The sequence below is a fragment of the Butyrivibrio sp. FC2001 genome (assembly GCF_000424125.1).
GTDB lineage: Bacteria > Bacillota > Clostridia > Lachnospirales > Lachnospiraceae > Butyrivibrio.
Genome location: NZ_KE384134.1, coordinates 143306 through 170047 on the forward strand (window position 1 = coordinate 143306; position 26742 = coordinate 170047).

Genomic DNA, 26742 nt, shown 5'->3' on the forward strand with positions numbered 1-26742 from the left:
CAACCTTGAAAATTAATTTTTTTCTTCAAAAGTTATATTCTGAGTATTCTCATCATATTCTGACATTTCAAGGATGCCGCTCTTTCCCTGGAGTTCCGGCAAAATGTATTGTAATTGTATCACTTTTTCATCTATGTTGTCATTAGTTCCGAGACTAACTTCTACATTTTCGAAATAAACATAAAGGTGATAATCGCTGTCAAAGAAGATTTTATCTGCATTCAGGTCATATTTATTAAGTAATTGTGTAATATCAAGAATTTCAGCAAAAACCTCTTCATTTTCAACGGGAAGCTTCTCATGAAGGACTATATAGTCAAAGCTCAGTCCAAGTACAAGCGGAACATCATCGGAAGGGTCCTTCGAGGTCTCGACCACATATCCGTTTCTGTCAAAGTAGATATATCTGTCCAGGTACTTAACGTAGCCCGCTACTGCCTTTTCATAGACATTTATCCTGACCGTATCAGGTGCAAGGACCTCTACGTCCATCTTCTCGATAAAGGGAATGCCTGTTATGTCCTTGTTTTTATACTTCATGGACAGATAAATCGAATTCTTGCTGAGGTTATCCGTCATTATCATGTTCATGATCTCTTCGTCCGTGTAGTGGATATTACCCTCGACATAGACATTTGTTATCGTGTAGGTCTTGGAGACATGCAAAAAAGCCGAGAATAATCCGATAAGGATCACAATCAGCACAGCGCCTATTATAAAAAGGCTTTTATGAAGAAAAAACAGCTCCCCGAAGGACATTCGAGGAGTCTGTACCTTTCTTTTTTTTAATCTTCTGCGCTTCTTAGCCATTTACCCTAACCTTCAGACTTCAATATGCCTTGCGACGTTGAATACAATTCCAATCTCCGTAAGGAGGAAAAGCACGGCGGTTCCGCCATAGCTTATGAAGGGGAGTGTGATTCCCGTGTTGGGAATTGTATTGGTTACAACTGCGATATTAAGAATAACCTGAATTGAGATGTGGGCCATAACTCCGATAACAAGAAGTGCGCCGTACATATCAGGTGCGTTCTGGGCAATAATCATCATTCTGTAGATGAGAACGATGAACATAAGCATTACAGCGATAGCTCCGACGATACCAAGCTCTTCGCAGATAATTGAAAAGATCATATCGTTCTGAGCCTCGGGAATAAATCCAAGCTTCTGCATACTTTCACCAAGTCCCTTGCCGAATAATCCGCCGGAACCGATGGCATAAAGTGACTGCAGGGTCTGATATCCCTTGTCGTTTACGTATGCTTCAGGATCAAGCCAAGCAAGGATACGGGCAAAACGGAAGTTCAGCTCGCTGTGATAGCCGGCCTTTACAACCAATGCAACAACTCCTGCCGCTCCTGCCGCTGCAAATGCAACCAGGGCTATAAACCTCCTGTATCCGGGTGTTGCAACAAAAAGCATAAGAAATGCGATTCCGAAAATAATAACCGCAGAACTAAGGTTACTTGTTATCTTCCAAACCAGGACACAAACCGGAAGCGGTACTGCCAGTACAACCCAGAAGGCCTTGGGATTGGTGATGTTTTTACTAAGTTTACTGATAAATGTCGCAAGCACGATGATCATCGCAAGCTTAGCTGCCTCTGCAGGCTGAATTGAAACGCCACCGATTTTTATCCATCTGGACGCCTTGTTGATTGTCATACCCATAGGTGTCTTAACGAGAAGCACCAGAACTATGGACATCACATACGCCAGTGTCGCCATCTTTTTATATAAGTGATATGGAATCCTTGAAACGACTACCATAAGCCCTACTCCAAGAGCTGTTGGCAGCATCTGATGTTTTAAATAATAAGCCGAATCTCCCCATTTGAGTCTTCCATCATATGAACTTGTAGAATATAGCATTACAAGGCCAAAGACCAGTAAAAAGAGCACCACAAACATCATGCTGTAGTCAACATAGACCTCTTTCTTTGCCTTTTTCTTTGGCACCTCGCGGCTCATACCACGGGCAGCATACCCTCCTGCCCTCGCCGTACCGGCCATTCTTGCCATTCCTGCAGCCTCCATAATGAATCCCCCTTACAGACTGTTTACATAGTCCTTAAACTCTTTCCCTCTTACTTCATAGCTGGGGAACATGTCCCAGCTTGCACAGGCAGGTGATAAAAGAACCGCCTCGCCTGATACTGCATTATCACTACAGAACTTGAGCGCGTCCGCGTAGGTCTCCATAAATACATAGTCATGGAAGCCATGCTTATCAGCACATTCTGCAATCTTTTCCTTGGTAACTCCGATGAGTACAAGCTTTTTAACCTTGCCGTCAAAGGCCTCTATCCACTCATCATATTCACTGCCCTTGTCATATCCACCACCGATGAGATATGTGGGCTTGCACATAGCCTTGATGCCCTGGATAGCAGCATCAGGGTTGGTGCCCTTTGAGTCATTGTAATAATCAACCCCGTTCTTGGTTGCAACAAACTCGATTCTGTGCTCAACAGCCTTGAATGAGCGCACAACACCAAGGATAGTATCAAGGGGTATATTCATAGCCATGCCCATGGCAATTGCTGCCATGACGTTTTCATAGTTACAGGTTCCCACCAGGTTCATCTCATGAACATTCATGATCTTTGCAGAGCTTCCGTTTTCTGCGAGCATTATGTCCTCACCCTCAAGATAGAAGCCATTTTCAAGCTTCTCCTTTGATGAAAAGAAAACAACCTTTGCAGGGCATCTTCCCGCAAAGTCTCTGGTGTATTCGTTATCATAATTAAGAACACAGGTATCGTCCTTAGTCTGATTATTTGTAATGTTCTCCTTCATGGCTGCGTAGCATTCCATGGTGTGATGTCTGTTCAGATGATCCGGTGTAATGTTCAGTATAGCAGATACCTTCGCATGGAAGTTCTCAACCGCCTCAAGCTGGAAGCTGCTGATCTCGCCAATTGATACCGTGTCATCTGTCATCTCAAGAGCTCTCTCAGCATAGGAATAGCCGATGTTTCCAACAACATAGGTTGATGAAAAATGAGCTGCCATGATCTCTCCCACAAGTGTAGTTGTGGTGGTCTTACCGTTAGTTCCTGTAATAGCTACAAGCTGTCCCTTTGCAAAGTTGAACGCAAGCTCTATCTCACTCCAGATAGAAAGTCCAGCATCCTTAAGGCGCATGATAAGAGGTGAATCCAGGGGAACAGCGGGGCTTGGCACTACAAGCACCAGTTCCTTTATCACATCATCAGGAAGCTCTCCAATTATGATCTTAGGCTCTGCACCCTCATAATCACCGAGCTTTTCCTTAACTGCACTTTCAGAAACCTTTGTGTTTTCATCAAAGATAACAGGCTCTGCTCCAACTTTTCCAAGGAGTCTTGCGCTGCCTATTCCGGAAATACCGGTTCCTATTACAAGTACTTTTTTACCGATTATATCTTTTGCTAACATAATATTCCTTTTGTCCTTCTACAGCTCTTTTCGTAAAGAGCCTTTGTCTTTACCTTAATCTTCAACAGTTGGCGGATCATAATCAGGAAGTCCCTCTCCGCCTATTGAATGGCCATCCTCAGGATTTATGAGATCGCCTGTTTCCGGGTCAATATAATAACCCGTTTTCTCGTCTATTTCAAATGACTTCCATATAGGCTCGCCATTCTCATCAAGATTACCGGGAAGCTCATCCTCCGGGATTTTCTCCCAGATTCCGTCTCCCTCTTCGCCTTCTTCATCGGCATTACCATCTGTTACACCCTCGGTGTTCTCCTGCATTATGGGATTACCATCTTCATCAAGGACAGGGTTACCGTCCTCATCAAGAAGAGGTGTGCCCTCACCGGTGTCTATAGGATTGCCGTCCGCATCCACAGTAGCCTCAGACTTCTGAGCAGCTGACATCATGATCTCTTTTTCTCTGAGCTCATCAAGCTCTGCCTGCTCCTCTTCAGTTACAGGCTCTGTCATCGGGATGTTGAGGTAAGGAAGTGCCTCTGTGAGGACCTTTCTTACTATTCTAGTCGCAAACTTCGCATCAGCCTGATCCATTGCATTAGGTCTGTCAACAACGACATAGATTGCAATCTGCGGGTTGTCAGCGGGAGCGTATCCCATGAAGGATACTACGTACTGGCGGTTCTTACGCGGAATAGTCTCGGCTGTTCCAGTCTTACCACCTATCATGTAGCCTGCAGGTCTTGCAGTTTTACCTGTACCCTCTTCACCTGATACAACCTTGTTACAATACTGGATGATCTTCTGTGAAGTTGATTCTGAAATAGTCTGTCTTAAAACTCTGGGCTCAATACTCTTGATTGTAGCGCCTGAGGAATTAAGTATCTTACGAACAACATGGGGCTCATAGTACTTTCCGCCATTTACCAGTGAGCTGAACGCTGTGATCATCTCGATCATGTCAACGTTAAAGCCCTGACCGAAGGTACCGGTTGCAAGCTCTGCGGATCCCATGTCCTGAGCGGCATAGGTAAGTCCTTCTGTTCTTGCTTCACCCGCTAGGTCAACGTTGGTCTTAAGGCCAAATCCAAAGGTCCTCTGGAACTTTGCAAAGGTATCGGCACCGATAACCTGACCGATTTTCATCATCGCAACGTTACAGGATATCTCAATACCTCTCTCAACAGAAACAGCACCATCACCATATCTGTTGTGGCAGTAGATCTTGTGTCCACCTATCTCCATGAGACCTGTACATTCATACACCTCATTACCAGTTATGCAACCGGCCTCAATACCTGTTGCTACAGTAAAAGGCTTTGCTACTGATCCGGGCTCGTAGGTGTCGGATATGCAGAAATTTCTCCAAAGAGCGTTGAAATTCCACATTTTTTCCTCTTCACTCATCTCATCGATCATCTCCTGAGTGATGTAAACTCCGGAATCAAGTACGCTCTCGCCTGCTATTTTCAGACCTCTCTCATCAACTCTTGCCATTCCGATGAGATTGTCGGTGTTCTTGGTATCATTAAGGTCAAACTTGGGATAGCTCGCCATTGCAAGTACATCGCCGTTGTTCACGTCCATGATGACGCAGCCCACATTGTTTGCTCCATTACCCTGTCGAAAAGCGTCCTTGTAGGTGTCGTTAAACTCCTGAAGGTACTTCTCAACTATGCTCTGGAGATTGCCGTCAATCGTGGTAACGATGCTGTTACCATCAGTTGCGGGAATTGTGGTTCTCTCTAGGTTTGAATCCTCATCAATATATCCGTAGGTACGGCCATTGCTGCCGCTCAGAGTATCGTTGTAGTATTCCTCAAGTCCGAAAATACCGTTGTTATCACTTGTGGTAAAGCCAACTACATCGCAGGCCATTGAACCGTTGGGATATTTTCTGACATAGTTTTCTTCAAACCATACACCCTGGATATTCTCATCGTAGGTCTCACTTCCAAGAGTGATAAGTCCCTGGAACTCACTGATCTGATCGTAGGTAAGCTGCTTTGCAAGTACGTAGTACTGTGAATCAGGATGGTCTGAAAGGTAATTTCTGATTTCTCCCTCATCAAATCCAAAGCATCTTACAAGAGCTGCAACGGTAGGCTCGAGATATTTGTTGTCTTTTCCTGAGAAAACAAGCTTTGCATCCAGAATTACGTTGTAGACCTTTTCACTGTATGCAAGTACTGTTCCGTTTGCATCAAGAATCTCTCCACGCCTGTAGGGTATTGTTGTTGAGTCGTACTTTTGCTGTGATAAAACCTGCTTTTCGTAGTCCTTTCCGTTATCCCTGTTGATAAGGATAAGTCTGATACTCAAACCAACAAAAGCTGTCAGTACTATTATGAACAGCACTGCCAGCTTTTTTTTCATTCCTATAGTAAATTTTTGTGCCTTACTCTTTCTTCTCATAACTTTAGTTTCCGTCCGGTATAGGAGCTAATTGTCTTACATAATCATTTCCGCCACCATCAGAATATGTTATGATCTGCCCCTCCGTCGCGTAAGTCATGCCATACTCACCGATGGCAATGCGCTTTATCTCCTCCAAATCAAGACTGCTGACAGCCTTGTTATAAGCTTCGTCATTATCCTGCTTCAGTGTGTTGAGCTGCGCCTCCAGAGTGGAAACCTGCTTAACACTTGCTGTGATATCAGCCTGAAGAGTTATATACCATGTCAGTATAATACCTGTAGCCAAAACTGCAAGTGACAAAAATAACAAATATCCAAAGCTCATGCGGTGTGCTCTTCTTTTTGCCTGTGCACGCTTTTGTACGTAAAGCGGCATTTCCCCGCGTCTTACGGGCTCATTTAATTTTCTTGCGGTATTTCCGTAAACATATCTCTTTTCCATAACCAGTCCCTCTATATTTCTCTTGAAAACTGCCTTTTGTTTAATTTTCCTCTCTTCTTTCAAAAACTCTCAGTTTAGCGCTGGCACTTCTGGAATTTTCCGAAAGTTCTTTTTCAGAAGGCAATATTGGTTTTCTTGTAATAACTTTTCCCTTTGATTTCTTGCCGCACACACATATTGGTATCTCCGGCGGACAAGTGCAGGGCTTTTCATTTTTCCTGAAATTGTTCTTAACTATTCGGTCCTCAAGTGAGTGGAAGGTAATCACGCAGATTCTTCCACCTGGAGCAAGGAAATCTATCATTCCGTCAAGTGAATTTTCAAGCACGTCAAGCTCTCTGTTGCAGGCTATTCTCAGTGCCTGGAAGGTTCTCTTGGAAGGATGTCCTCCCTTTTCTCTCATTCTTGCAGGTATCGCAGCCTTTATAATGTCGTTCAATTCAAAAGTGGTCTCTATAGACTTTTCGCTGCGTCTTGCCACTATATGTTTTGCAATGTTCTTGGCGAATTTATCCTCGCCATAGTTTCTTATAATATGAAATATTTCCATCTCGGAAAATTCATTAACAATTGTTCCGGCGGTCAGCTCCTGTCTTCTGTCCATTCTCATGTCCAGAGGAGTATCGAATCTGTAGGTGAAGCCTCTCTCCTCGTTATCAAGCTGAAAAGAAGAGACTCCAAGATCAAGTAAAATTCCATTTACCTTTTCAATTCCAAGCTCTCTTATTCTGCTGACTGCGTTTTCATAGTTGTCACGAATGATCGTAACTTTATCTTTATAAGGCTCAAGTCGCTCAGATGCTGCTTTTATGGCATCCTCGTCCTGATCAATTCCGATGAGTCTTCCTTTATCGGAAAGCTTGGCTGCAATATGGCTTGAATGACCTGCGCCGCCCAGAGTTCCGTCGACGTATATTCCATCAGGATCGATATTCAGATTTTCAATCACCTCATCAAGAAGTACTGAGTAGTGTTTGAATTCCATATTGTTCACCATTTGCTTTTGTTACTTGTGTTAAGTGGTTTTAAATGCTAAGTCCGTAGGCGCTCATCTTCTCAGCAATACTGTCGATATCATCAAAGCTTGTAGCTTCTTCCCATTTCTCCTTGCTCCAGATTTCAACGCGGTTACCGACACCGGCAACAATCGCATCCTTCTCTATTGAAGCGTGGGTCAGCCAATTGGCCTTAAGAAGTATTCTTCCCTGTTTATCAAGCTCCACATCGTCAGCTCCTGCCATAAAGAATCTTCCAAGCTGTCTGGCACCGGGTATATCCATGGGCAAAGCTTTAAGCTTCTCCTCAAAGGCGTCCCAACCTTCCTGATCAAACGCAAAAAGACATCCATCAAAGCCCTTCGTTACAACAAACTGCTCTCCCAGCAGATCGCGAAACTTGGCCGGGATGATCAGTCGTCCTTTTGCATCGATTGAATGGCTGTATTCGCCCTTGTACGCCTTTCCCATTAATATCTACCACTTTTCACCACTTTGTGACACTTTTTACCACCTACATGTATAATATACCATTTTTTTCTATTTAACAACCTTTCAGAAACCGCGTTCTGGCTGATTTTGAGCGTAAAAAAGCCTCCCACCGTCTGGTGGGAGGCTCGCCCATACAAGATATTGTAGTTGGTCGTTTTGATTGGCTATATCTTGATTTTGTTATCATTCTTGTTAGAATTAGAAAATTTTTATTAATTTATTGTGGTGGTTTTAGGCCTGAGATGCGCTTGGGTTTTATTTTGATTTTTCTTCAGACAACCAAGCTTGGGGGTTGGGGCATTTTAGTTGTTCGATTTTTTCGTCCAGACAACTATTTATGCTATTTGGGGCTTCTTAGTTGTCTTGGTTTTCCTGTCGGACAACTATTTCTCTTATTCAGGGTTATTTAGTTGTACTATTTTTCCTTTCGGACAACTATTTCTGTTATTCATAGCTACTTAGTTGTCTTAATTTTTCCGTCGGACAACTATTTCCATATAGTAAGGCGTTCTAGTTGCTTTTCTTTTTCTCTCGGACAACTATTCTCATCAAATAGAGCATTCTAGTTGCCTTTCATTTTTTCTAAGACAACTTATCCCATCATACAGACAATTCTAGTTGCTTTTGATTTTTCTCATGACAACCATATTCCGCAGATTAAGAGCCTGAATTGTTTAATCTTTTCCAAAATGCTTACTTATAAAAGCTTCTATCCCCTTGCTATTCAAAGGCATTTGCTGGGTTTCAACAGTAATAAGCAATTCTTCACCAAGAAATATTCCAGTTTTCTCATAATCTCTGAACTTCTTCAAATTATTTTCAACATATTCTGTATTATCAACCATTCCAAGGTGCTCCCAAAACACTACTTTTCCGTTTCGAGGATTTAATATAGTAAAATCTGGATATCTCAATTCACCGTTAAAAATTCTGACCGGGCATTCATATCTATAAGCTATTCCATTGGAATACAGTAAATTTGCAATAAGCTCTTCCGACTTTGATCGTACACGCTCTCCTCTTTTGGTCACATGAAAAGGCACACCATCGTCTATCTTTTTAGGCTGATACACAATATTCTGCCAACACAAAGCATATTCATCATAAGTCATTTCAGCTATGTCGATTTTATTCTTTATCTCCCACGGAAACTCTGCCGATATTAAAGATGTCTTTTTTTGATATTTATCCAGAAAAGCCTTGATATTTTTAACTTCTTCTTTTGCCACAGCTATATATTTCTCATCATATCGTTTCTGAGCAAGGGCTGTAATCAGTTTTTCATTCTCCTTCTTAATGTATTTTCCCATTGGCTCGCCTTTTTGCCTCTGGTAATACTGATAGTTTTCCCTGTTTTTTATAATCTTAAGGTTCCCATCAGGGGCCTTTTTCAATCTCTTTTCTCTTTTTGCAATCTCTTTAGTCAGCGTTTCCTGCCTTTTGGTCAATCGCTTCAAAAAAGTATAATCAGACACTGTCATTTATATATCCTCCAAAATCAGGTCCAGATGCAATCATAAGGGTTGGCCCCATAATCACATCATTTTCACTCAGCTCGTACAAAAATAATCAATTTGCATAATATGTGAAAAAAGTATACTGAACGCATACTTATCGCCTCAGAAAAGCGACAAAGGATATTTTACATAAATCGGCATAAAAGTCAAGCCCTGATTTAGCAAACTGCTAACCAGGGCTTAAAATAACTTCATTCTTATCCAATTATTAATTTAAACAATATCAACGTAACCAGGAATACTACATTAACAATTGTAAACGCGATAATGTACTTTCCTCGTTTTTCCTTGTAATCATTGCCGTAGGCCTTGAAGGAAATGAGGCTGGCCATAGATGCGATCAGTGTTCCGAGGCCACCGACATTTACTCCGATAAGAAGCTCCTTGTAGTCAGACACGAAGCCAGACAGCATCAGGGTCGCAGGGACATTACTTATAAACTGACTTGCTATAAGGGCTATAAGGAATTCTCTTCCATCCGATACGCTCTGCAGAAAATCTCTAACCGCGGGGATTCTTCCCATATTTCCGGTGAAGATGAAGAACCCGATAAAAGTGAGAAGCAGAATATAATCAGCTCTAAGAAGGATTTTTCCATCCATCACGGCTACCACCGCAAGGATGATGAGCGCCATTACATACCAGGGCAGGACTCTCAGTACAGTTAAAAGTGCTAGCACAAAAAGCACTGAATAAACCGCAACCTGCTTCTTACTTCCAAAGCCCTTTACGACCTGATAGTTGTCTTTTCTCTCTCCCAAACTTTCTTTGCCATTTTTTATAAAGAACGCAGCAATCATCAAAAGCACCAAAGAAAAGACGCTATATGGCAGCATACACATGATAAAGGAGCCGATACTCATTCCCGTAAGGCCGTACAGATACAGGTTCTGCGGGTTGCCGATAGGTGTAAGCATGCTTCCAAGGTTCGCAGCGACAGTCTGAAGGGCGATTACAGGAATCATCATATCTTCTCTCCTGCAGCTGTGAAGCGTCATAAGCGCGAAGGGAACGAATGTGATAAGAGCCACGTCATTTGTGATGAACATACTTCCCAAAAAGCACATGAGTATCAGCACTATTGCAAGCTGACGACCGGTAGTAACTTTTCCAAGGAGCTTCTCTCCTATCTTCTCAAATATTGAGTTCTCACGGAATCCCTGAATAACAATCATCAGTCCCCACAAGATTCCCAGGGATCTGAAGTCCACATATTCAAGGTATCCCACATCAGGCCTTACCACAAATGCAGATATGATCGCAAGTATCCAGGCTATTACCAAAACCGGATCAGATACTATTTTTCTAAGATAATTTTTGACAGATATTTTTTTCATAATAAAAAATCTTCCCGTATAAACAAAATTGCTCCGAGAAGATAGTCTACAACAAAGTGATTATTGTTTCTACTTATTTTTTTATTGCACGCAAAAGCGGGGACAATATAATTTCTGTCCCCGCCATCATAGTATACGTACCCGTAATTATAGAATATGAAAAAGGCTACTTAATATCGAATTCCGGAGGCTCGTCAAGATGCTCTGATACATACTTGCCGTCCTTTTTCCTCTGCTTCACGCATTCCGTGAGGAGGTATTCAATCTGTCCGTTCACTGAGCGAAAGTCATCCTCTGCCCAGGCAGCGATGGCATCGTATAGCTTTGCACTGAGTCGAAGCGGAACCTGTTTTTTCTCAGCCATTAGTACAGGCTGCCCGAATTAACTATGGGCTGAGCATCGTGATTGCCACAAAGGACAACGAGAAGATTGGATACCATAGCTGCCTTCCTCTCCTCATCAAGCTCAACAAGCTCTTTTTCATTAAGTCGCTCAAGCGCAAGCTCGACCATTCCAACTGCGCCGTCAACGATAAGCTTTCTGGCGTCTACTACCGCTGCTGCCTGCTGTCTCTGAAGCATAGCTGCTGCAATCTCGGGAGCGTATGCAAGATATGTGATTCTAGCATCAACTATTTCAATACCTGCATCAGCAACCTTACTCTGGATTTCATCCTTTATGCGCTGAGCTACAAGCTCTGTTGATCCGCGAAGACTTCCGTCATCAGCCTGTCCGTCACCTGTTGTATCAACATTTTCAGTAATATCATAGGGATAAAGCTTAACAACATTTCTTACTGCGGTGTCACTCTGAAGTGATAAGTACTCCTTGTAGTTATCAACTGAGAACACAGCCTTTGCTGTATCTGTAACCTTCCACATAACCGCAACAGCTACTTCTACAGGATTACCAAGTAAATCATTAACCTTCTGTCTGGAATTGCTAAGTGTCATAACCTTAAGTGAGATTTTCTTTGATGTACCCGCGCCAGCCATCTGCATCTCTCCACCATTAATGGTTATGCCTGCAAGCTTCTTATTATCAGCGATATCTCCGCTCTGGCCAAGCTTAGTGTCAGCTGCAGGATTGAAGGCTGTGCAGAAAGGATTTACATAGTAGAAACCATCCTCCTTAAGAGTTCCGATGTACTTGCCAAAAAGTGTAAGCACCAGAGCTTCACCGGGCTTTAACACCTTAAGCCCAAGTAAGGGGAACCAGCCAAGAGCAACATACGCACAGCTAAGAATAAACAAGAATAAATTAATGCCTTCAGAGGTAACAGCTGCGATATATACTGAAGCGCCATCAAGTCCCATTGCAGTGAACACCAGGAGTACTATTGAAAGCACATAGATACAGCCAAACATAAGCATCATTGCCATTCCGTTTTTATGTCCCTTTATAATTTTTTCCTGTACTATTTCATTCATAACATTTACCTCCTAAATCAGTCTGTTTATATATTTATGTCTTATTGAAGTTCTGTTTTCTGAAAATCTGCTACCTCTGCATTACTGCCCGCATATCTTGATCTAAAGATAAGTGCCGCAACAATCATCATCGGAAGCCCTGCCAGGATGGCGTTGGGAGCGGGTCCCAAAAGTCTGAAGTTTCCGGTATCCGGCACACAAAGTGCCATCGGAATAGTCGCTGCTGCATTTATTGATCCATGTAAAATTGCAGGAAACCAAATGCATCCGCTCTTTTCATAAACCGCGTCACACAAAATTCCAAGTGTAATTGTGAATATGCAAAATACCAGCATTCCTGTAACAGGGAATCCGAAATAGCTGGGGCCGTATTCATATCCGATGAAGCCTATGAGAGGCCAGTGCCACATGCCCCAGATAATGCCGCCGATTATGATGCCCTTTGTTCTGCCGAATTTCTCCTTAAGGACGGGAGACATATATCCTCTCCAGCCTGCTTCCTCACCGACCGCTACGAACATATTTAAAAGTGGTGCATACAGTGCAGAAGATGCAGATGTAATAAGCATGTATGTCTGATAGGTAAGCCCCTGAGCTTCAAGTGCCTTCATAGCAGCTTCTCCTGCCTCTCCTGAAGCAGCCATTATATACTGTCCTGTCAGATCAAGATGCTTAGGGAAAATAAGGAAGTATATAGCTGCGCCTATCAGTGTAAGAAGAAACGGACCAAACCATGAAAACAGCAGTGTTCCGATATTCCCCTTGAATTTAGGCTTCCAGCCCATTCCCTTAAGCTTTACTCCGGATATTAGTGTTGCAACAAGCGGCACATACATCATAACTGCCATCAGGAGCTGACCTACCGCCGCCCCTCCGTTCTGATACAACATCCATACTGCAACCTGCATTACCCAGGCGATTATAAATACCCAGCGAAGGTATTTCATTAATTTTGTGTCTGTGTTTTTTGTAGTGTTCATAATATACCTCTTTCTTTGGGATGTAACTTTTATCTATTTGATATCATTATGATATCATTAATATTCTAAATGTCAACAGTTCTTCTAAGCATCAAATATAACAAAGACCGCAGACTCGAAATTGCTTCGCAATTCCTCATTGAAGCGCTGCGCGCTTCATACCAAAATAAAAGAAGGCACCAATCAGCAAGCCAGCTTGCATTGGTACCTTCTTTATTTTGCTGCGATGCTTTGCAGTATCACACGTTGAATCTGAACAGAATTACATCGCCGTCCTGTACAACGTATTCCTTACCTTCCATGCGGACAAGGCCCTTCTCCTTTGCTGCTGCAATTGAGCCCTCACGAAGAAGATCCTCATAATTGATAACCTCAGCCTTGATGAAGCCTCTCTCAAAATCTGTGTGGATCTTACCTGCTGCCTGAGGAGCCTTGGTTCCGATTTTTATAGTCCAGGCTCTTGTCTCGTCCTCACCTGATGTAAGGAAGCTCATAAGGCCGAGAGTTCTGTAGCTTGCTGCGATAAGCTTATCAAGGCCTGACTCTGAAAGTCCCATGCTCTCAAGGAACTCAGCCTTCTCGTCAGCCTCAAGCTCTGAAATCTCAGCTTCGATCTGCGCACTGATAACAAATACTTCGCTGCCGGACTTTGCTGCAAGCTCACGAACTGCTGCCACATACTGGTTAGATGCACCATCATCTGCAAGGTCATCATCCTTGACGTTAGCTGCGTAGATAACAGGCTTCCATGTAAGAAGGTCATAGGTGTTCATAAGAGCCTTCTCGTCCTCATCATCAAGCTCAAGCTCTCTTGCCATCTTACCTGACTCAAGAACTTCCTTAATCTTATTAAGAAGCTCAAGCTCCTTAGCAGCTGTCTTGTCCATTCTTGCAGCCTTGGTGGTCTTTGCTATTCTTCTCTCAAGCACTTCGAGATCAGCAAATACAAGCTCAAGGTTGATTGTATCAATATCTCTTGCAGGATCAACGCTTCCGTCTACGTGTACAACATTAGGATCCTCGAAGCATCTTACAACGTGTACGATTGCATCTGTCTCACGGATGTTTGCAAGGAACTGGTTTCCAAGGCCTTCACCCTTGGATGCACCCTTAACAAGTCCAGCGATATCAACGAACTCGATTGTTGCAGGTGTAACCTTCTTGGAATGATAGAGGTCACCAAGGAGCTGCAGTCTCTTATCCGGTACAGCAACGATTCCCACATTAGGGTCGATTGTTGCGAAAGGATAGTTTGCAGCAAGTGCTCCTGCGTTTGTAAGTGAATTGAAAAGGGTACTCTTTCCGACATTCGGAAGTCCCACGATTCCTAGTTTCATATTTATCTTATCTCCTTTAAAAGTGTTGATTTTACAAGCATTTCGAGCCATCACCTTTTCAAGGTGTTACAATTGGTGTTACACAGAAAAATAATATATAAGCATTTTTATGAACTTATATAACTTTCAATGCTTCCTCTACAAGCTCGATTTCTTTTTGCTTTTCATCCTCTGTAGTTGTGACGTACAAATTCATAGTTATTCCAATATTAGAATGTCCAAGAAGCTTCTGAAGAGTTTTTGGCTTCATTCCCGCTTCAATGCATCTGGTCGCGAAAGTATGCCTTAGGATATGCATTCCAAATGAGTTAATGTTAGCATTTTTGCATATTTTATACAATGCAGTATCATAAGTGCTATTCTTTATCGGTGTTCCCTTCCGGCAAAGGAATACAAATTCTCTCCACTCCATCGGAATCACTTTAATTGTACTATTCTTTAACTTCTGGTCTTTTAAAATCTTTATAGCTTCACTTGTTAGCGGAATTGTTCTGTATCCAGATGCACTTTTAGGCTCTCCGATTCGCCATTCCTTTGTAGAATGCCTATACTCCATAGACCGGCTAATTGTTAGCACCTTCTTTTCAAAATCAATATCTGACCATTTTAGTCCGACAAGTTCTCCTGTTCTCAGGCCTGTCTGTAAAATGAATCTATACTGATTTTCGTAGCTCTGATCTCGTGCATACTCTAGGAAGCGTTTCTGATCAGCCTTCTCCAAGGCTCTTTTTTCTTCCGAAGGTTTTCCTATATCACTACGCACTGACTTTTTGCAAGGATTATGGATTATAATATCATTTTCCTTAGCAAACTCCAGCATATTGTATAATGCTATTCTAGTCTGATACATTGTCGATGTCTTATATCCTTCTTCAGCCATATCGCTAAATATCTTCTGGCAATGAATAGGTTTAACCTCAACAAGAAGCATTTTTCCTATAACTTTGCTGATATTATGATGATATCGTTCTCTATAATTTCTCACTGTATTGGGTCTTACCGTTTTTTCTTTTATAGAAATCCAGTAATCAAAGAAAGCATCTACCATCATTGAATTTGCTTCTGTTATGCTACTGTGCTCATCTATGTACTTCGCTTCATCAAGCCATTTCCTACATTCCTGTAGTTTCTTAAATCGCTTTACTCTCCTTTTCCCTAACTTATCTACAAAGCCTGCATTATAAAGACCATCTTTCTGCTGAGTAATACCTACACCCAGCTCTTTACCTTTTAAGTCTTTTCCCATAATAAGCTCCTTTCGTGAAAAAGAAGCCTAAATACAGTACCTTATATAATACCATAAATAAGCTCCTTTGTGTTACATTTATTCAATCTACTTCTATGTTTTCGTTTATATACTTTTCAAATGCTTCTCTTTTAACTAGTTTTTTTCGTCCAACATAGAACACGAAAGGGCAAGATGGTTTCCTTAATAGTTCTGATAATTTATTTTGACCTATATTGCTTATTAAAGCTGCTTCATCTATAGTCAATAATATTTTTTCACTAATTCTTATATCTTTATAATTCATAAATCAATATCTCCTAAATAATTTTTATTTAGTAGACAATTGATTTTTTTCATCTTAATAATTATTCTTCGTTTCCGTATATTACGTCTGCAAGTACCCCTTCATCTGCGCGAGCATTATAGTGAACATCCGGATTTGAAATCAGCATCAATTCCAAACGCTCTCGTTCACTTACACTAATTGCTTCCTCTCTAGTTACCTCTAATGAGTTCTCACAATACAAATAAATCTTAAACTGCTTTTTATCTGCATCATCCTGCTTAATATAAAGACTTCTAAATTCATTCAAATAGCTAAATTCATCCGGCAGATCCAAAAGCTCATTTTCCCATGAATATCTTGCACTCTGATACCCTCTGGATTTCGGCGGCGTGAGTAATGCTGGTATTCTCCACACATTCCCAACTCTTTCTGCGGCTCTGAGTTTTCCTCTCCTAAGCCAATTCCTTACTGCTGTTTCTCCAACCTCATAAAGAGAAGCGTATTCAGCTGTTGATAAATACTGTGCAGTTGTTGTTACCAAAACAAAACTCTGGTCAATAGGAGCACCTCTAGGCGATCCATCTTCATCAAGCGTTACGTTGTAATGATTAAGATTGAGTACAAAACCACTATAGCTGTATTCAGTTTCATACTCCCACCCTGGTTCGAGCTTTTCAAAAAGCTTTGTCTTTTCAATGTCTGCAATAAACCTGTTTGCAGTATCATCAAAAACATTAATCCAACCAATCGAGCGAGTCATGCTATGTTCTGTGCTCTTATGTACAGCATCTATCGTAGATTTCACATCAGCAATAACCTCCAACTTGCTGAGCATGTACATCGCCTCCTTTCCACTTGAATATCTTTCTAGATATCGTATTTTTCAATAATAGCCTTTTGCATCGTTCGAGTAACGTGTCTTTCGATCTCCATTATAGCTTCTTCAACCCTTCTGCGTTCATTATCCAAGTACTGAGCATAATCAATATGCAGAGGACTATTTTTTGTGTATGCTTCCTGAATTTCTTCAAGCTCATTCTTTAATTCATTAAAGAATTTGTACGTTCTTTCATGAATACCCTGAAACTGATTAGAAGTCTCGTATACATCATAAACATCACTACACAAAGGATCGTAATTTTCAATTGCCTTATTTACCTCATTAGAACTCATGTTTTCTGAACTCATCTCTGTTTCCTCCTTCCTATAATTTTTAGTTGTTACCTACACCTATACTCAATTAGCTATCCCCCTCAGAGATTGAGCACTTTGGGTATATCCAATTGGTAGGGTACCATTCCCTCTACTGTGATAATATCATCCATTTTGTGTTGTGTCAACACATTTGAATATATATTATTCTTTTCGTCAATTTTAAACTACTTAAATTACGGAAAAATCCATTTTATTCCGTTCTCTTTGTCCGACAAGCATTTCTGATCTTTTTCCATTCCGCATTACATTCTTATATTCCTGAATTGCCCTTCTTCCAATATCAGACTCCATAAATGCAGCCAGCTTCGATTCTTTTTCTCTAAATTTCTGTTCCTGTTCTTCAAAAATACGTTCCTGCTGGCGAAGGGCGGTTTCCCGACTGATTAAATCGCTTTCCATCTCCTCAGCCATTTTCTTACGTTGCTCTAGTTCAGCTTTTTCACTTTCGATTTTGAGTCTCTCCACTGTCGATAAAGACTTCTTTTTTGTTCCATCGCCATAAGGCTTCCCATAAATACTCATTGTCAAATCATCAAGTTTTTTGTTGAATTCATAAAATGATTTCTTTGATGGAAAAAACTTTTTGCTGTTAAGTTTTCCTTCGACAATTGGTACAACGAACAAATGCACATGTGGCCGGCTCATGACTCGTTCTTTAGTTTCTGCATTTACATATTCGTGTACTTCGTCATAATGAATGTATTCCTGTAATACTTCTATCTCAGGATATTCTTCCTTCAGTATTTCAACGATTCCCTTAACCCACTTATACGTTCTTTTTCTGTCCAAAATTTCATCGTCATCAATTGGCATGGGAAGAACCCCCTCTATTGCATACGCAACCACACGATCAACTCTGCGATTTGCGCCAGGGCGGCTATCAAGCCGCTCCAAGGTATCATCAAGCAATTTGCAAGTATCTTCGTAAGAGCGTCTTAATTGAGCGTTTTTATATGTCAATTCTTTGTTTATATGGATGTTACTATGAGTTCCTTGTAAACGCATATTTTTATCACAATGTCGAATCAGATGCTTCGGTTCATTTTGTTTAAGCTTCTTAAAATTCAGAGCACTCACTGTCCTCGCCCCCCTTTCTTTTTTGGTTTTGTAAAGCTATTTTATGATTCAAATAATTCATTAGGCACTATTAGTCACCTCTTATTGGTGCTCATTAGGCACCTCCGGAAGGTGTTGCATTTAACACCTTTGTACCAAAGGTATTAAATGCCGGGGTGCACCCCTGGACCCCCTTGCTCACGCTGAACAGCAAAATCATTCTCCCTAAGAACCTCAAGAACAAATTCTTTGTTCTCAAGAATCATCTTCTTAAATCTCGCTTTTTCTCTTTTCACAGTCCTCTGTTTTTTCTTCAGAGCATTCAACTGATTGATCTCTTTTTTACTCATTCCTAAAGCCATAATTCATCACTCCTTTCACTATTAATTATAGCAAAACGTCAATTCTAAGCCGTTTTCGGAATTCCCTCATATATGAGCAGATTTATTTTTTGAACTATGCAAAATTTCCTCATATATGAGAAGAACCCAATAAGTCAAGACTTTTTTCATTTTTCTTTACTTTTCTTCATAAAGTGTGGAAACGTTTTTTATATTTTTGTATCAAAAAAGCGAACACCACTTTTAGGTATTCGCTTTCTTAAATCTGATTCATTATGCTATTTTCATTTCCTTATTCCGTCGGAAGTCATGCTCCAAGTCGATCTATAATTTCATCACCATTTTTATCCAACCATCTTATAGCTTTCCTATAATCCGGCATCTCCTCCGCTATAATTTTCCAGAACTCAGTAGAATGACTCATCACTTTACGATGTGCAAGCTCATGAATAATAACATACTTTCTAACATAAGGAGGAACAACCATCAACAAACAATTTAAACTAATATTGCCTCTATCGCTACAGCTTCCCCACCTTGTTTTCTGTGCCTTTATAAAAACCCTATCAAAATCAATCCCCATTGATTTTGAATAACGAGAAACCTGTTTAGGAAGTTTATCTTTTGCTTCTTTCATAATAGATATAATCATATCTTCAGTATACCTACTATCACATAATCCAATGCAAACATTTTTATTGACATTTACATATTTTTGCATACTAAATCCTTTCGGAATTACCTTCTACAGCTGTCAAAATAGATTCGAGTTTTTCAACAATACGCACTTGTTCCTCCAAAGGCGGCAAAGGAATAATTAGATTTTCAACTTGTTTCAAATAGAATCCTTTTTGTGCTGTTCCAGTAGCATTTACTACCATATATTGCTGAATATATGGTGAATCCAAAACATATTTAAGGTACTTATTATAAATTTCAGTAGAGATAACGGATACACTTCGCTGAAAAGTAACATTAATATCTTCATCAAAAACGCAACTTCTCCCTAACGTACCTACAATAGTAAAGAAAATATCACCTTTTTGAACACGAGTACGTAAATGCTCCTTGTCATAAACTTCCTTGCTTAAGTATCTTGCATTCTCTATATCTACAATCCTATTATTGTTAATATTTTGCGCAGACAACATAAGCCATTCCGTTTTATGTCCAACACCTGCCGGTGGGTTGTGATCACCATCTACAATTTTTGTACATACATCTCGTAATCGAACCCATTTCCAGGTATTAGGTATCTCAAAAGGAATATCGTCTTCATCTATCTCTGCAAGAGGCTTTTCCTTGCGGATAATTCCTTCTTTTATTAGAGTGTTCTTTCTTTCTTGTATTCTTTCACAAAGTAAATCTACGCTTTCATCACTATCAATCTGTTCTACGAGTTTCCCCTGCATAGCATATTGTAAAATTGATTTCCTGATCTTATTAGGTAGATCAGTTACAATTTCAGATAATTTAAAGCAAGAATGTAGCATACTATTATTGCAACCAATAGAATCGCCTGTTTTTAAAGAATTTTGAATAGCTGATATCAAATTCTTTATATCTGAAAACACCGCGTCCATCGATTTCGATACACTCGATATAGTTTCTTCAGGAACTAATACTATTTCTTCATCTTCTGGGAATCCACATAAATCCAGATTAAATTCCATCCTCTCTATTTCATCAAATGTAAACCTTTTCGCCTTCCATGTCTCTGCCATAGAAGGATCTTCTTTCTCATCCTTTATTTCTCGACGATTATTCCACCACTTATCTATAATATCTAAATCATCTCTGCTAATCGGATGTGTTTTATTGAAATGTTTTCGACCTTCTGGCATATCCATACGATAAAACCATACTTCTTTTGTCTTTCCTGTTTTTTCAAAAAACAAAAGATTTGTATTAATTCCTGTATAAGGCGCAAATACCGAACCTGGGAGCCTGATGATTGTATGAAGGTTGCACTCAGTCATAAGTAGTCTCTTCAAATTAGTTTTTGATTGATCCGTGTTAAACAAAAGGCCATCTGGCAAAACAAGCCCACATCTTCCATTCTTTTTTAGGCAATATATTATTCTAGCCACAAATAAATCCGCAGACTCAGAGGAAGATATTTCATCTGGAAAATTCTTAAGATCCGCCTTATTAAATTCCCCACCAAATGGAGGATTCATTATTATACAGTCGAATAAATCATCATCCGCAAGATCTAATACATCCTTAGCAAGACCATCTCCATGAACAATATTAGGATCATCAATATTGTGAAGATACATATTGGTAACGCAGAGCATATACGGTAGTTGTTTCCATTCAATACCATAAATAGAATCCTGAATGGTCAAAGCATCATCAACTGATTTTGCTTGTTTCTGAATGTGAGATACCGCATCTGCTAGAAAACCTCCCGTACCACAAGCAAAATCAGCTATTTTCTCACCTATTTGAGGGTTTACATGATCAACAATAAATTGTGTTAATGCTCTTGGCGTGTAGAATTCTCCAGTTGCTTTGCCACCATTTTGAAGTTCTTTCAAGAGTCTTTCATAAAACTCATTAAAATCATGTTTTTGTGAGGCAACATCAAAATCCACATCAGCTATTTCATTTATAAGCTGTCTTAATCTCACTCCATCCTTCATATAGTTCTGAGATTCAGCCATGAATGATCTTATTATTTTAGCTTTGCTGTCTTCAGAACTGAATAATATTTTCTTTCCACCATATTCAACTTCAATACCTCTTAAATATGGAAATAGCGTATTATTTACAAAATTAATCAGCTTATCACCTGTAATTCTGTTTGAATAATCTTTAGAGCCATCTTCGTTACGAGGATCTGCCCAATCCCTAAATCTGAATGGGGCTGGAATTACAGGTGCATAATCCCCCTCAAGTTCCCATTCTTCTTCCTTATAATCAAATACCTTAAGAAACAAAACCCATACAAGCTGAGACATATACTGAGCAGTACCGCTTATACCCGCGTCACCAAACATGATTTTTGTAGTCTTCTTTACTAATGCGTCACCGTTCAAAATATTCTTTCCTCCATATTATCAATTACCTTTTCATAAGCTTCCTTACTTCCAAAAGGTTTAATGGCAGTTTTGGGAGTATATCCCTTTAATGCAAATGCAGCCAATGAAAAGATTTTAATAAGCCTTAAATCTGTAAAATCTGTATGGCGATAACATTCAATTACTATATCCATAACTTCTTTTTGACTTGTTTCAAGCGTAACAATATAATCTTTTGCTCTATTTATACGTTCTTCCTTGATAGGCACAGGAATACCATAGCCATAAAATGATATAAGGTCATAGTAATCCATAGGTATTCCAAAATCTGCCATAAGTTTTTCTGCGACAGATTCGTTTAATAGGAGAGTATTAATTAGAGCTTTCTTATCAACGGTCTCTTTCCATCCTTTTTTAAATGATTCATAATCCGGATAGAGATCTACAATATTATTCTTTACGCATTCTTCAATATTTTCTTCTTTGACAAGCTTCATATCCTCGTCAAGGTACATAACTTGATGTCCAGCAACTTCAACATTTACTCCCTTTATTCTAAATACATCACGCTTTTTCTTTTTCTTCTTTGCAGTTAAAGGAATAGAAGTGCCACCATCAATTATTTCTATATCTCCATCAAAGTCAGGATCATCAAATTTCAGATAATTTTTACGAAAATCCATGAGAGTAAAGTGAGTCTTGCTCTTTTCTTCCTCGCCTACTTTATAATTCTCTTTGATTCTAGTACCACGACCGATAGTCTGCTTGAACTCAGACATAGAGCCAATAGTTTTATCAATTACAATCAATTCTACAGTCTGTGTATCAACTCCAGTGGATAATAGCTTACTTGTTACTGCAATTACAGGATACTTCTGAGATGGAGCCTTAAAACTCTTAATATGACTCTTTCCAACAAGATCGTTAGCTGTTATCCTCATAACATATCGGGAGTCCTCTTTTACAAGGTCATTATTCTCATTCTTTAAGTAATTGACCATTGCTCCTGCATGTTCTTCCGTTTCACAGAAAACTATAACCTTCTGATATCTGTCTGTCGCCTTAAGATAATCGCTAATCTTCTTGGCCACCAGTTTTCTTCTATCATCAATTATAAGTTTTCTATCAAACTCCTTCTGTTCGTATCTACGCATTTCCAAAGGCTTACCGTTAATATCAAGTTCGCCTTCTTTTGGCATATACCCGTCTCTATCAACGTCCAGTTCATAAGTAATCACCTTGTAAGGAGCCAAAAATCCATCGGCGATTCCCTGTTTAAGCGAATAACTGTATATGGGCTTACCAAAATACTCAATATTAGAGCCAAATGCGGTTTCCTTCGGCGTAGCAGTAAGTCCGATTTGAGTAGCCGATCCAAAATATTCAAGCATCTCATGCCAACCGCTTTGTTCACGTAATGATCCGCGATGACATTCATCAACAACAATCAAATCAAAAAAATCTCTCGGCAGGTTCTTATAATAATCCTTTCCATTGTCTTCAGTTTCAATGACAACATCACCTTCGCTATCGTCAGAACTACCAGATTTCATTTGATGATAAAGCGAAATAAATACTTCATAAGAAGTCAGCTTCTTTATCTCTTCCTCGCTTTTTAGAGTGTATTTTTCACCAATCTTCACCATTGTTTTCTTGAATGCTGTAAAGTCATCAAAGGTTTGGTCTGCAAGCGCATTTCTATCTACTAGGAAAAGGATTTTCTTCTTAACTTCCTTAACATACAATCTGTAAATAATCTGCATAGCTACAAATGTCTTTCCGGTACCTGTAGCCATAACAAGAAGTAATCGATCTTGTCCCTTCGCTATTGCATTTATACACCTGTTTATTGCGTTTCTCTGGTAATATCTAGGTTTTCTACCGTCCGGGCTAATATAATATGGACTAATGATCAATTCCGTTTCATCTTCAGTAATATTCTCGCTCTTTTTATATCTTTCCCATAATTCATCAGATGTAGGAAAATCATCCATACCAAACTCACAATTTTTTCCTGTAAGTCTATCTTCTTCATGGAACACCTTACCATTTGAAGCATAAGCATACGGAACATCCAGAAGCTCAGCATATTCCAATGCCTGGGCTACACCATCATTAACGTCGTGATCATATCCTTTCGCTTCAACAAGCGCTAGCGGAAGATTATTCTTAAATAAAAGTAGATAATCTATTTTCTTTTGTTCCCCACGTTTTACACTTCCATCAGGTTCAACAAGAATTTGTCCGTCTGTAAAATAATGTCCCTGACCTTTTTTGCCATATTCCATGACAATATGATCCCCATCAGAATTCCATTTCTTTTGAAGAGCTGGAGTAATGTACTTAAGCTTAGTACTCTCTTCATTCTTAATTTGTTCATCTAAATCTTCAATAGGTTTCATGAACATTCCTCCTTAAGGCATTTTTTGTATTTCCCAGCCTTTCTCCTGCGTAATACTCCCGCATAATACCATAGTACAATTTTATAAGTACAATTTTATAAGTTCAATAATATGGACTCTTTATTACTGCCTTCTGGTTTACTGGTTATTTAGCAGCCAACAGTTCTTTTTTATATTTGTAATATGTATTCTTATCTATTCCAAGCATTGCTATCAGTTCTTTGTCTGTATTACCTCCACCAAAAGCCTTGCTCAATTTCATTATTTTTTTCTTAGAGTTTTCAGCTTTTTTTGTACGAACTATAGCTCCCGGCATACGTCCAATCTGTTTTCCTTTATTACGAGCAGTCTCAATCCCCTGCTTTGTACGCTCAGAAAGATCATCACGTTCCTTCTGCGCTTGTTCAAATGCAATACGTATCTGCTGTTCTGCAAGGATAAGCAGATATTTATTTACGCCTTCTAATATTACATCCACATTTGTACCAGTCATAGGAACCATTGTCTTTGTAGCATCGCGATACACACTGGTATTGATATAAGGTTCATTAATGTATATGAGATTTACTCCGTTATCATAGAGTTCTTTATACATTTCAAAACCTTCTTCAGCATTTCTGCTCATTCTCGAAACAGAATCAAAAATAATAGTATCCCCAGAATCTACTCTATCAAGTAATTTCTTAAGTTCTTTTCTTCCTGTCCTTTTTGTACCAGTAAATACTTCCTGATAAATCTTGGCTGAAGGTTCCATAGCCATGATGTTACGTATCTGCCTATCAATATCCTGTTTTGCTGTTGAGATTCTTGCATATCCGTATATCATCACAGACCTCCTTTTTCACCTGCCTAAATATGAATCTTAACGACCGTTTATTTTCATATACCATTTTACACCTTCTAAAGGCCGTATTCAATACCATATCAGTATATTTTAGATATATCCTCTAATTTCATATATTTTATAAAACAAAACTCATATACGACTTGCAAAAGCAAACTAATGGCCAATTGACACGAGCCTCTCTGTGGCATGATTCATCTGCAAAGCGGCAACCACGCCTCAGGCCTTGTTTGCTTTAGGCAAATAGCCTATCATGCCCCATCCTCATGTCAATCGCCATATAGTTCATTATTTCGATGTATAGAATTTCCCCAAAACTCTATACATCACTATTTTCTTTCAAAATACGACAAATACTAGCCCTTTCTCCCTTCTGCAATCGTCACTCTCAGCATCTGTATAGAACTTCAGATCAAAGTCTATACATCAAAAATCCTGATATATCAACGCGTTCTGCGTTTTGTATAGAATGTATAGGATAATTTTAAGCCATTTATATACCTTTTATTAACATTTACATATAGTGCGTTATGCGTTATATTATGTATATACGCGCATGTAAAGCCTTATTCTATCTATATATTAGATGCTACGTCATTCCGAGTTTGCAACGAGTTTGAGTTATGATTTTATGCTCGACATCGATGCACACTGTTTTTTTGCAATATAGGAGCGAACCAATGAAAAATTTGAAGCCAAAAACATTACAATTAAACTCAACAACAAAGACACTTTCTGCGACTTTTTATACAGAACAGTTACCAGATGGAGAAGAAGCTTTATACAACAATCTTCAGGCTATATCCCCCACCGATTTAATAATTATCGCCATCAAGCATTCAGGCACTGGTGGTGGAAAAGACCATTATCACGTAATTATGAAAAAAGCCGACAGAAATGGTTCTTTTAATGTCAAAAGTTGCCTTAACAAACTGCACATCCACTTCCGCCCAATTGAAGACAAAGCGTTACTGGCTAATCACGGAATCGAAACAACCGGCAATTTTTCTTCTTGTCTTTCTTACATTTTGCACCAGTCTTATTCAGCCCAGAGACAGCACAAAAAAACTTATAGCATCAGCAATCTTATTTCAAACATAAGTACAGATGAAATCAAAGGAATCTTAGAAGGATATTCTCCAACCTCATCCAAGCTTACTGCAGATGATATGATAGATGCAGCACGTAATGCCGGATATAATCTTTCAGATTTTGAGAAGATGTTAGACGAAATGAATATCAAAGGTCTCACACAATCAATGGAAACAAAGATGCGTAATGCATATTACGCAGGTGCGGAAAAAGTTGTCAGAGAAGGACGAAACGTCAATCGGTTATGTATTTTCATAAGATATGATAATAAAAAAGACAATCTAGACGCTATAGAAGTTGCTGTCAAAGAAGCTCTCTCTGAAAAAAACACAATCCATATTGACGGGAATAGATATGAAACAAAAAGTATTACGCCTACGACAAATGCAATTATCTTTGTAAAACCTTATTATTGGAGCGAAATTAAAAATATCGTTAGTAAACTCAACAGTACAAAAGTAGAATTACTAAGAAGCAACAGCATTTTTGATCTAATAGATAAAAAAACCATTTGGTCAGGTGAATATATTGTTTATATTTATGATCTTGGTAAGGATTATAATGTGTTTCCGCATTGTTTCGATTGTTCAGTAAAAGATGGCAAACTTTATTGTACAGCTACCCCAAGCAATATCAAAGATTTCAAAGAGCCAGCAGAGATAAGAAAAAAATATGACTACTTCAAAGAAAGATTCAACGAAGCCTTTTCTAATTATTCAAACCATTCAAACGCAGAGTTTTTCGAAGGCATCAATGACTAATGTATATAACAGACCTTGGCATCTTGCCAGGGTCTTTTTCTTTGTATATTCTCTTTAGATCATTATCCCAACTCATCACTATATTATCTTTTCAAAGGCGTCTAATGGCAGTCGTAGCCTGC

At 39.4% G+C, this 26742-nt stretch carries 24 protein-coding genes; 1 reads left to right on the top strand and 23 read right to left on the bottom strand.

Translation table 11 applies throughout. The features are described 5' to 3' along the window. Positions 1-12 precede the first annotated feature (12 nt). The 23 genes from G601_RS0119675 to G601_RS0119785 all read right to left on the bottom strand — a co-directional run bounded on the left by G601_RS0119675 (position 13) and on the right by G601_RS0119785 (position 24749). Positions 13-810, bottom strand: coding sequence for a cell division protein FtsQ/DivIB (locus tag G601_RS0119675; RefSeq protein WP_026492045.1), 798 nt, complete (start codon positions 808-810; stop codon positions 13-15). A 12-nt stretch (positions 811-822) separates the two neighbouring features. Beyond that, complete coding sequence (locus G601_RS0119680) at positions 823-2037, bottom strand: putative peptidoglycan glycosyltransferase FtsW (RefSeq protein ID WP_330368881.1); 1215 nt, start codon at positions 2035-2037, stop codon at positions 823-825. A gap of 12 nt (positions 2038-2049) precedes the next feature. Further along, positions 2050-3420: a UDP-N-acetylmuramoyl-L-alanine--D-glutamate ligase gene (murD, locus tag G601_RS0119685; RefSeq protein WP_035791177.1), complete on the bottom strand. Its 1371-nt coding sequence runs from the start codon at positions 3418-3420 to the stop codon at positions 2050-2052. Positions 3421-3474: 54 nt separating this feature from the next. Next, positions 3475-5835: a peptidoglycan D,D-transpeptidase FtsI family protein gene (locus G601_RS0119690; RefSeq protein WP_026492048.1), complete on the bottom strand. Its 2361-nt coding sequence runs from the start codon at positions 5833-5835 to the stop codon at positions 3475-3477. A gap of 4 nt (positions 5836-5839) precedes the next feature. After that, positions 5840-6280: a cell division protein FtsL gene (locus G601_RS0119695; protein WP_026492049.1), complete on the bottom strand. Its 441-nt coding sequence runs from the start codon at positions 6278-6280 to the stop codon at positions 5840-5842. Between the two features lie 40 nt (positions 6281-6320). Continuing rightward, a complete protein-coding gene (gene rsmH, locus G601_RS0119700; protein ID WP_026666354.1) occupies positions 6321-7265 on the bottom strand; it encodes a 16S rRNA (cytosine(1402)-N(4))-methyltransferase RsmH in 945 nt (314 codons plus the stop codon). A 40-nt stretch (positions 7266-7305) separates the two neighbouring features. Then, a complete protein-coding gene (gene mraZ, locus G601_RS0119705; RefSeq protein WP_026492051.1) occupies positions 7306-7746 on the bottom strand; it encodes a division/cell wall cluster transcriptional repressor MraZ in 441 nt (146 codons plus the stop codon). A 695-nt stretch (positions 7747-8441) separates the two neighbouring features. Further along, positions 8442-9248, bottom strand: a complete 807-nt coding sequence (locus tag G601_RS0119710) for a hypothetical protein (RefSeq protein ID WP_026666355.1) — start codon at positions 9246-9248, stop codon at positions 8442-8444. Positions 9249-9481: 233 nt separating this feature from the next. Next, the gene (locus G601_RS0119715; RefSeq protein ID WP_026666356.1) at positions 9482-10621 is read right to left on the bottom strand and encodes an SLC13 family permease; all 1140 of its coding nucleotides are present in this window, start codon (positions 10619-10621) and stop codon (positions 9482-9484) included. A 166-nt stretch (positions 10622-10787) separates the two neighbouring features. Further along, on the bottom strand, positions 10788-10985 hold the full coding sequence (locus tag G601_RS0119720) for a PTS ascorbate transporter subunit IIC (protein WP_026492054.1): 198 nt from the start codon (positions 10983-10985) through the stop codon (positions 10788-10790). Beyond that, positions 10985-12052, bottom strand: a complete 1068-nt coding sequence (locus tag G601_RS0119725) for an SPFH domain-containing protein (protein ID WP_026666357.1) — start codon at positions 12050-12052, stop codon at positions 10985-10987. Before G601_RS0119725 ends, G601_RS0119720 begins: the two co-directional genes overlap by 1 nt. 41 nt (positions 12053-12093) lie before the next feature. After that, positions 12094-13032, bottom strand: a complete 939-nt coding sequence (locus tag G601_RS24305) for a CPBP family intramembrane glutamic endopeptidase (RefSeq protein WP_051206089.1) — start codon at positions 13030-13032, stop codon at positions 12094-12096. Positions 13033-13271: 239 nt separating this feature from the next. Continuing rightward, positions 13272-14369 carry a redox-regulated ATPase YchF gene (gene ychF / locus G601_RS0119735; protein ID WP_026492056.1) on the bottom strand — a complete coding sequence of 366 codons (1098 nt, stop codon included), beginning with the start codon at positions 14367-14369 and terminating at the stop codon, positions 13272-13274. Between the two features lie 115 nt (positions 14370-14484). Beyond that, entirely contained in the window at positions 14485-15615 is a 1131-nt protein-coding gene (locus G601_RS0119740) for a tyrosine-type recombinase/integrase (RefSeq protein ID WP_026492057.1), read from the bottom strand. An 82-nt stretch (positions 15616-15697) separates the two neighbouring features. Continuing rightward, positions 15698-15901, bottom strand: coding sequence for an excisionase (locus tag G601_RS0119745; protein WP_026666358.1), 204 nt, complete (start codon positions 15899-15901; stop codon positions 15698-15700). Between the two features lie 61 nt (positions 15902-15962). After that, positions 15963-16718, bottom strand: a complete 756-nt coding sequence (locus G601_RS0119750; RefSeq protein WP_026666359.1) for a helix-turn-helix domain-containing protein — start codon at positions 16716-16718, stop codon at positions 15963-15965. A gap of 32 nt (positions 16719-16750) precedes the next feature. Further along, positions 16751-17071 carry a hypothetical protein gene (locus G601_RS0119755; RefSeq protein ID WP_026666360.1) on the bottom strand — a complete coding sequence of 107 codons (321 nt, stop codon included), beginning with the start codon at positions 17069-17071 and terminating at the stop codon, positions 16751-16753. 195 nt (positions 17072-17266) lie between these two features. Next, complete coding sequence (locus G601_RS0119760; RefSeq protein WP_026666361.1) at positions 17267-18175, bottom strand: plasmid recombination protein; 909 nt, start codon at positions 18173-18175, stop codon at positions 17267-17269. Between the two features lie 143 nt (positions 18176-18318). Next, the gene (locus G601_RS0119765) at positions 18319-18516 is read right to left on the bottom strand and encodes a hypothetical protein (protein WP_026666362.1); all 198 of its coding nucleotides are present in this window, start codon (positions 18514-18516) and stop codon (positions 18319-18321) included. Between the two features lie 286 nt (positions 18517-18802). Further along, the gene (locus tag G601_RS24310) at positions 18803-19132 is read right to left on the bottom strand and encodes a M48 metallopeptidase family protein (RefSeq protein WP_207638074.1); all 330 of its coding nucleotides are present in this window, start codon (positions 19130-19132) and stop codon (positions 18803-18805) included. Positions 19133-19217: 85 nt separating this feature from the next. After that, a complete protein-coding gene (locus G601_RS24315) occupies positions 19218-21539 on the bottom strand; it encodes an N-6 DNA methylase (protein ID WP_081673639.1) in 2322 nt (773 codons plus the stop codon). Beyond that, the gene (gene hsdR, locus G601_RS0119780) at positions 21536-23923 is read right to left on the bottom strand and encodes an EcoAI/FtnUII family type I restriction enzme subunit R (RefSeq protein ID WP_035791180.1); all 2388 of its coding nucleotides are present in this window, start codon (positions 23921-23923) and stop codon (positions 21536-21538) included. Before hsdR ends, G601_RS24315 begins: the two co-directional genes overlap by 4 nt. 145 nt (positions 23924-24068) lie before the next feature. Next, a complete protein-coding gene (locus tag G601_RS0119785) occupies positions 24069-24749 on the bottom strand; it encodes a recombinase family protein (RefSeq protein ID WP_026666364.1) in 681 nt (226 codons plus the stop codon). A 698-nt stretch (positions 24750-25447) separates the two neighbouring features. Between G601_RS0119785 and G601_RS0119790 the strand changes: the two genes are divergently transcribed. Then, positions 25448-26620, top strand: a complete 1173-nt coding sequence (locus tag G601_RS0119790) for a hypothetical protein (protein ID WP_026666365.1) — start codon at positions 25448-25450, stop codon at positions 26618-26620. Positions 26621-26742 lie beyond the last annotated feature (122 nt).

Coding starts and splice junctions, on each gene's coding strand:
- G601_RS0119675 (WP_026492045.1), bottom strand. CDS start 810: ATGGCTAAGAAGCGCAGAAGATTAAAAAAAAGAAAGGTACAGACTCCT.
- G601_RS0119680 (WP_330368881.1), bottom strand. CDS start 2,037: ATGGAGGCTGCAGGAATGGCAAGAATGGCCGGTACGGCGAGGGCAGGA.
- murD (WP_035791177.1), bottom strand. CDS start 3,420: ATGTTAGCAAAAGATATAATCGGTAAAAAAGTACTTGTAATAGGAACC.
- G601_RS0119690 (WP_026492048.1), bottom strand. CDS start 5,835: ATGAGAAGAAAGAGTAAGGCACAAAAATTTACTATAGGAATGAAAAAA.
- G601_RS0119695 (WP_026492049.1), bottom strand. CDS start 6,280: ATGGAAAAGAGATATGTTTACGGAAATACCGCAAGAAAATTAAATGAG.
- rsmH (WP_026666354.1), bottom strand. CDS start 7,265: ATGGAATTCAAACACTACTCAGTACTTCTTGATGAGGTGATTGAAAAT.
- mraZ (WP_026492051.1), bottom strand. CDS start 7,746: ATGGGAAAGGCGTACAAGGGCGAATACAGCCATTCAATCGATGCAAAA.
- G601_RS0119710 (WP_026666355.1), bottom strand. CDS start 9,248: ATGACAGTGTCTGATTATACTTTTTTGAAGCGATTGACCAAAAGGCAG.
- G601_RS0119715 (WP_026666356.1), bottom strand. CDS start 10,621: ATGAAAAAAATATCTGTCAAAAATTATCTTAGAAAAATAGTATCTGAT.
- G601_RS0119720 (WP_026492054.1), bottom strand. CDS start 10,985: ATGGCTGAGAAAAAACAGGTTCCGCTTCGACTCAGTGCAAAGCTATAC.
- G601_RS0119725 (WP_026666357.1), bottom strand. CDS start 12,052: ATGAATGAAATAGTACAGGAAAAAATTATAAAGGGACATAAAAACGGA.
- G601_RS24305 (WP_051206089.1), bottom strand. CDS start 13,032: ATGAACACTACAAAAAACACAGACACAAAATTAATGAAATACCTTCGC.
- ychF (WP_026492056.1), bottom strand. CDS start 14,369: ATGAAACTAGGAATCGTGGGACTTCCGAATGTCGGAAAGAGTACCCTT.
- G601_RS0119740 (WP_026492057.1), bottom strand. CDS start 15,615: ATGGGAAAAGACTTAAAAGGTAAAGAGCTGGGTGTAGGTATTACTCAG.
- G601_RS0119745 (WP_026666358.1), bottom strand. CDS start 15,901: ATGAATTATAAAGATATAAGAATTAGTGAAAAAATATTATTGACTATA.
- G601_RS0119750 (WP_026666359.1), bottom strand. CDS start 16,718: ATGCTCAGCAAGTTGGAGGTTATTGCTGATGTGAAATCTACGATAGAT.
- G601_RS0119755 (WP_026666360.1), bottom strand. CDS start 17,071: ATGAGTTCAGAAAACATGAGTTCTAATGAGGTAAATAAGGCAATTGAA.
- G601_RS0119765 (WP_026666362.1), bottom strand. CDS start 18,516: ATGGCTTTAGGAATGAGTAAAAAAGAGATCAATCAGTTGAATGCTCTG.
- G601_RS24310 (WP_207638074.1), bottom strand. CDS start 19,132: ATGAAAGAAGCAAAAGATAAACTTCCTAAACAGGTTTCTCGTTATTCA.
- hsdR (WP_035791180.1), bottom strand. CDS start 23,923: ATGAAACCTATTGAAGATTTAGATGAACAAATTAAGAATGAAGAGAGT.
- G601_RS0119785 (WP_026666364.1), bottom strand. CDS start 24,749: ATGATATACGGATATGCAAGAATCTCAACAGCAAAACAGGATATTGAT.
- G601_RS0119790 (WP_026666365.1), top strand. CDS start 25,448: ATGAAAAATTTGAAGCCAAAAACATTACAATTAAACTCAACAACAAAG.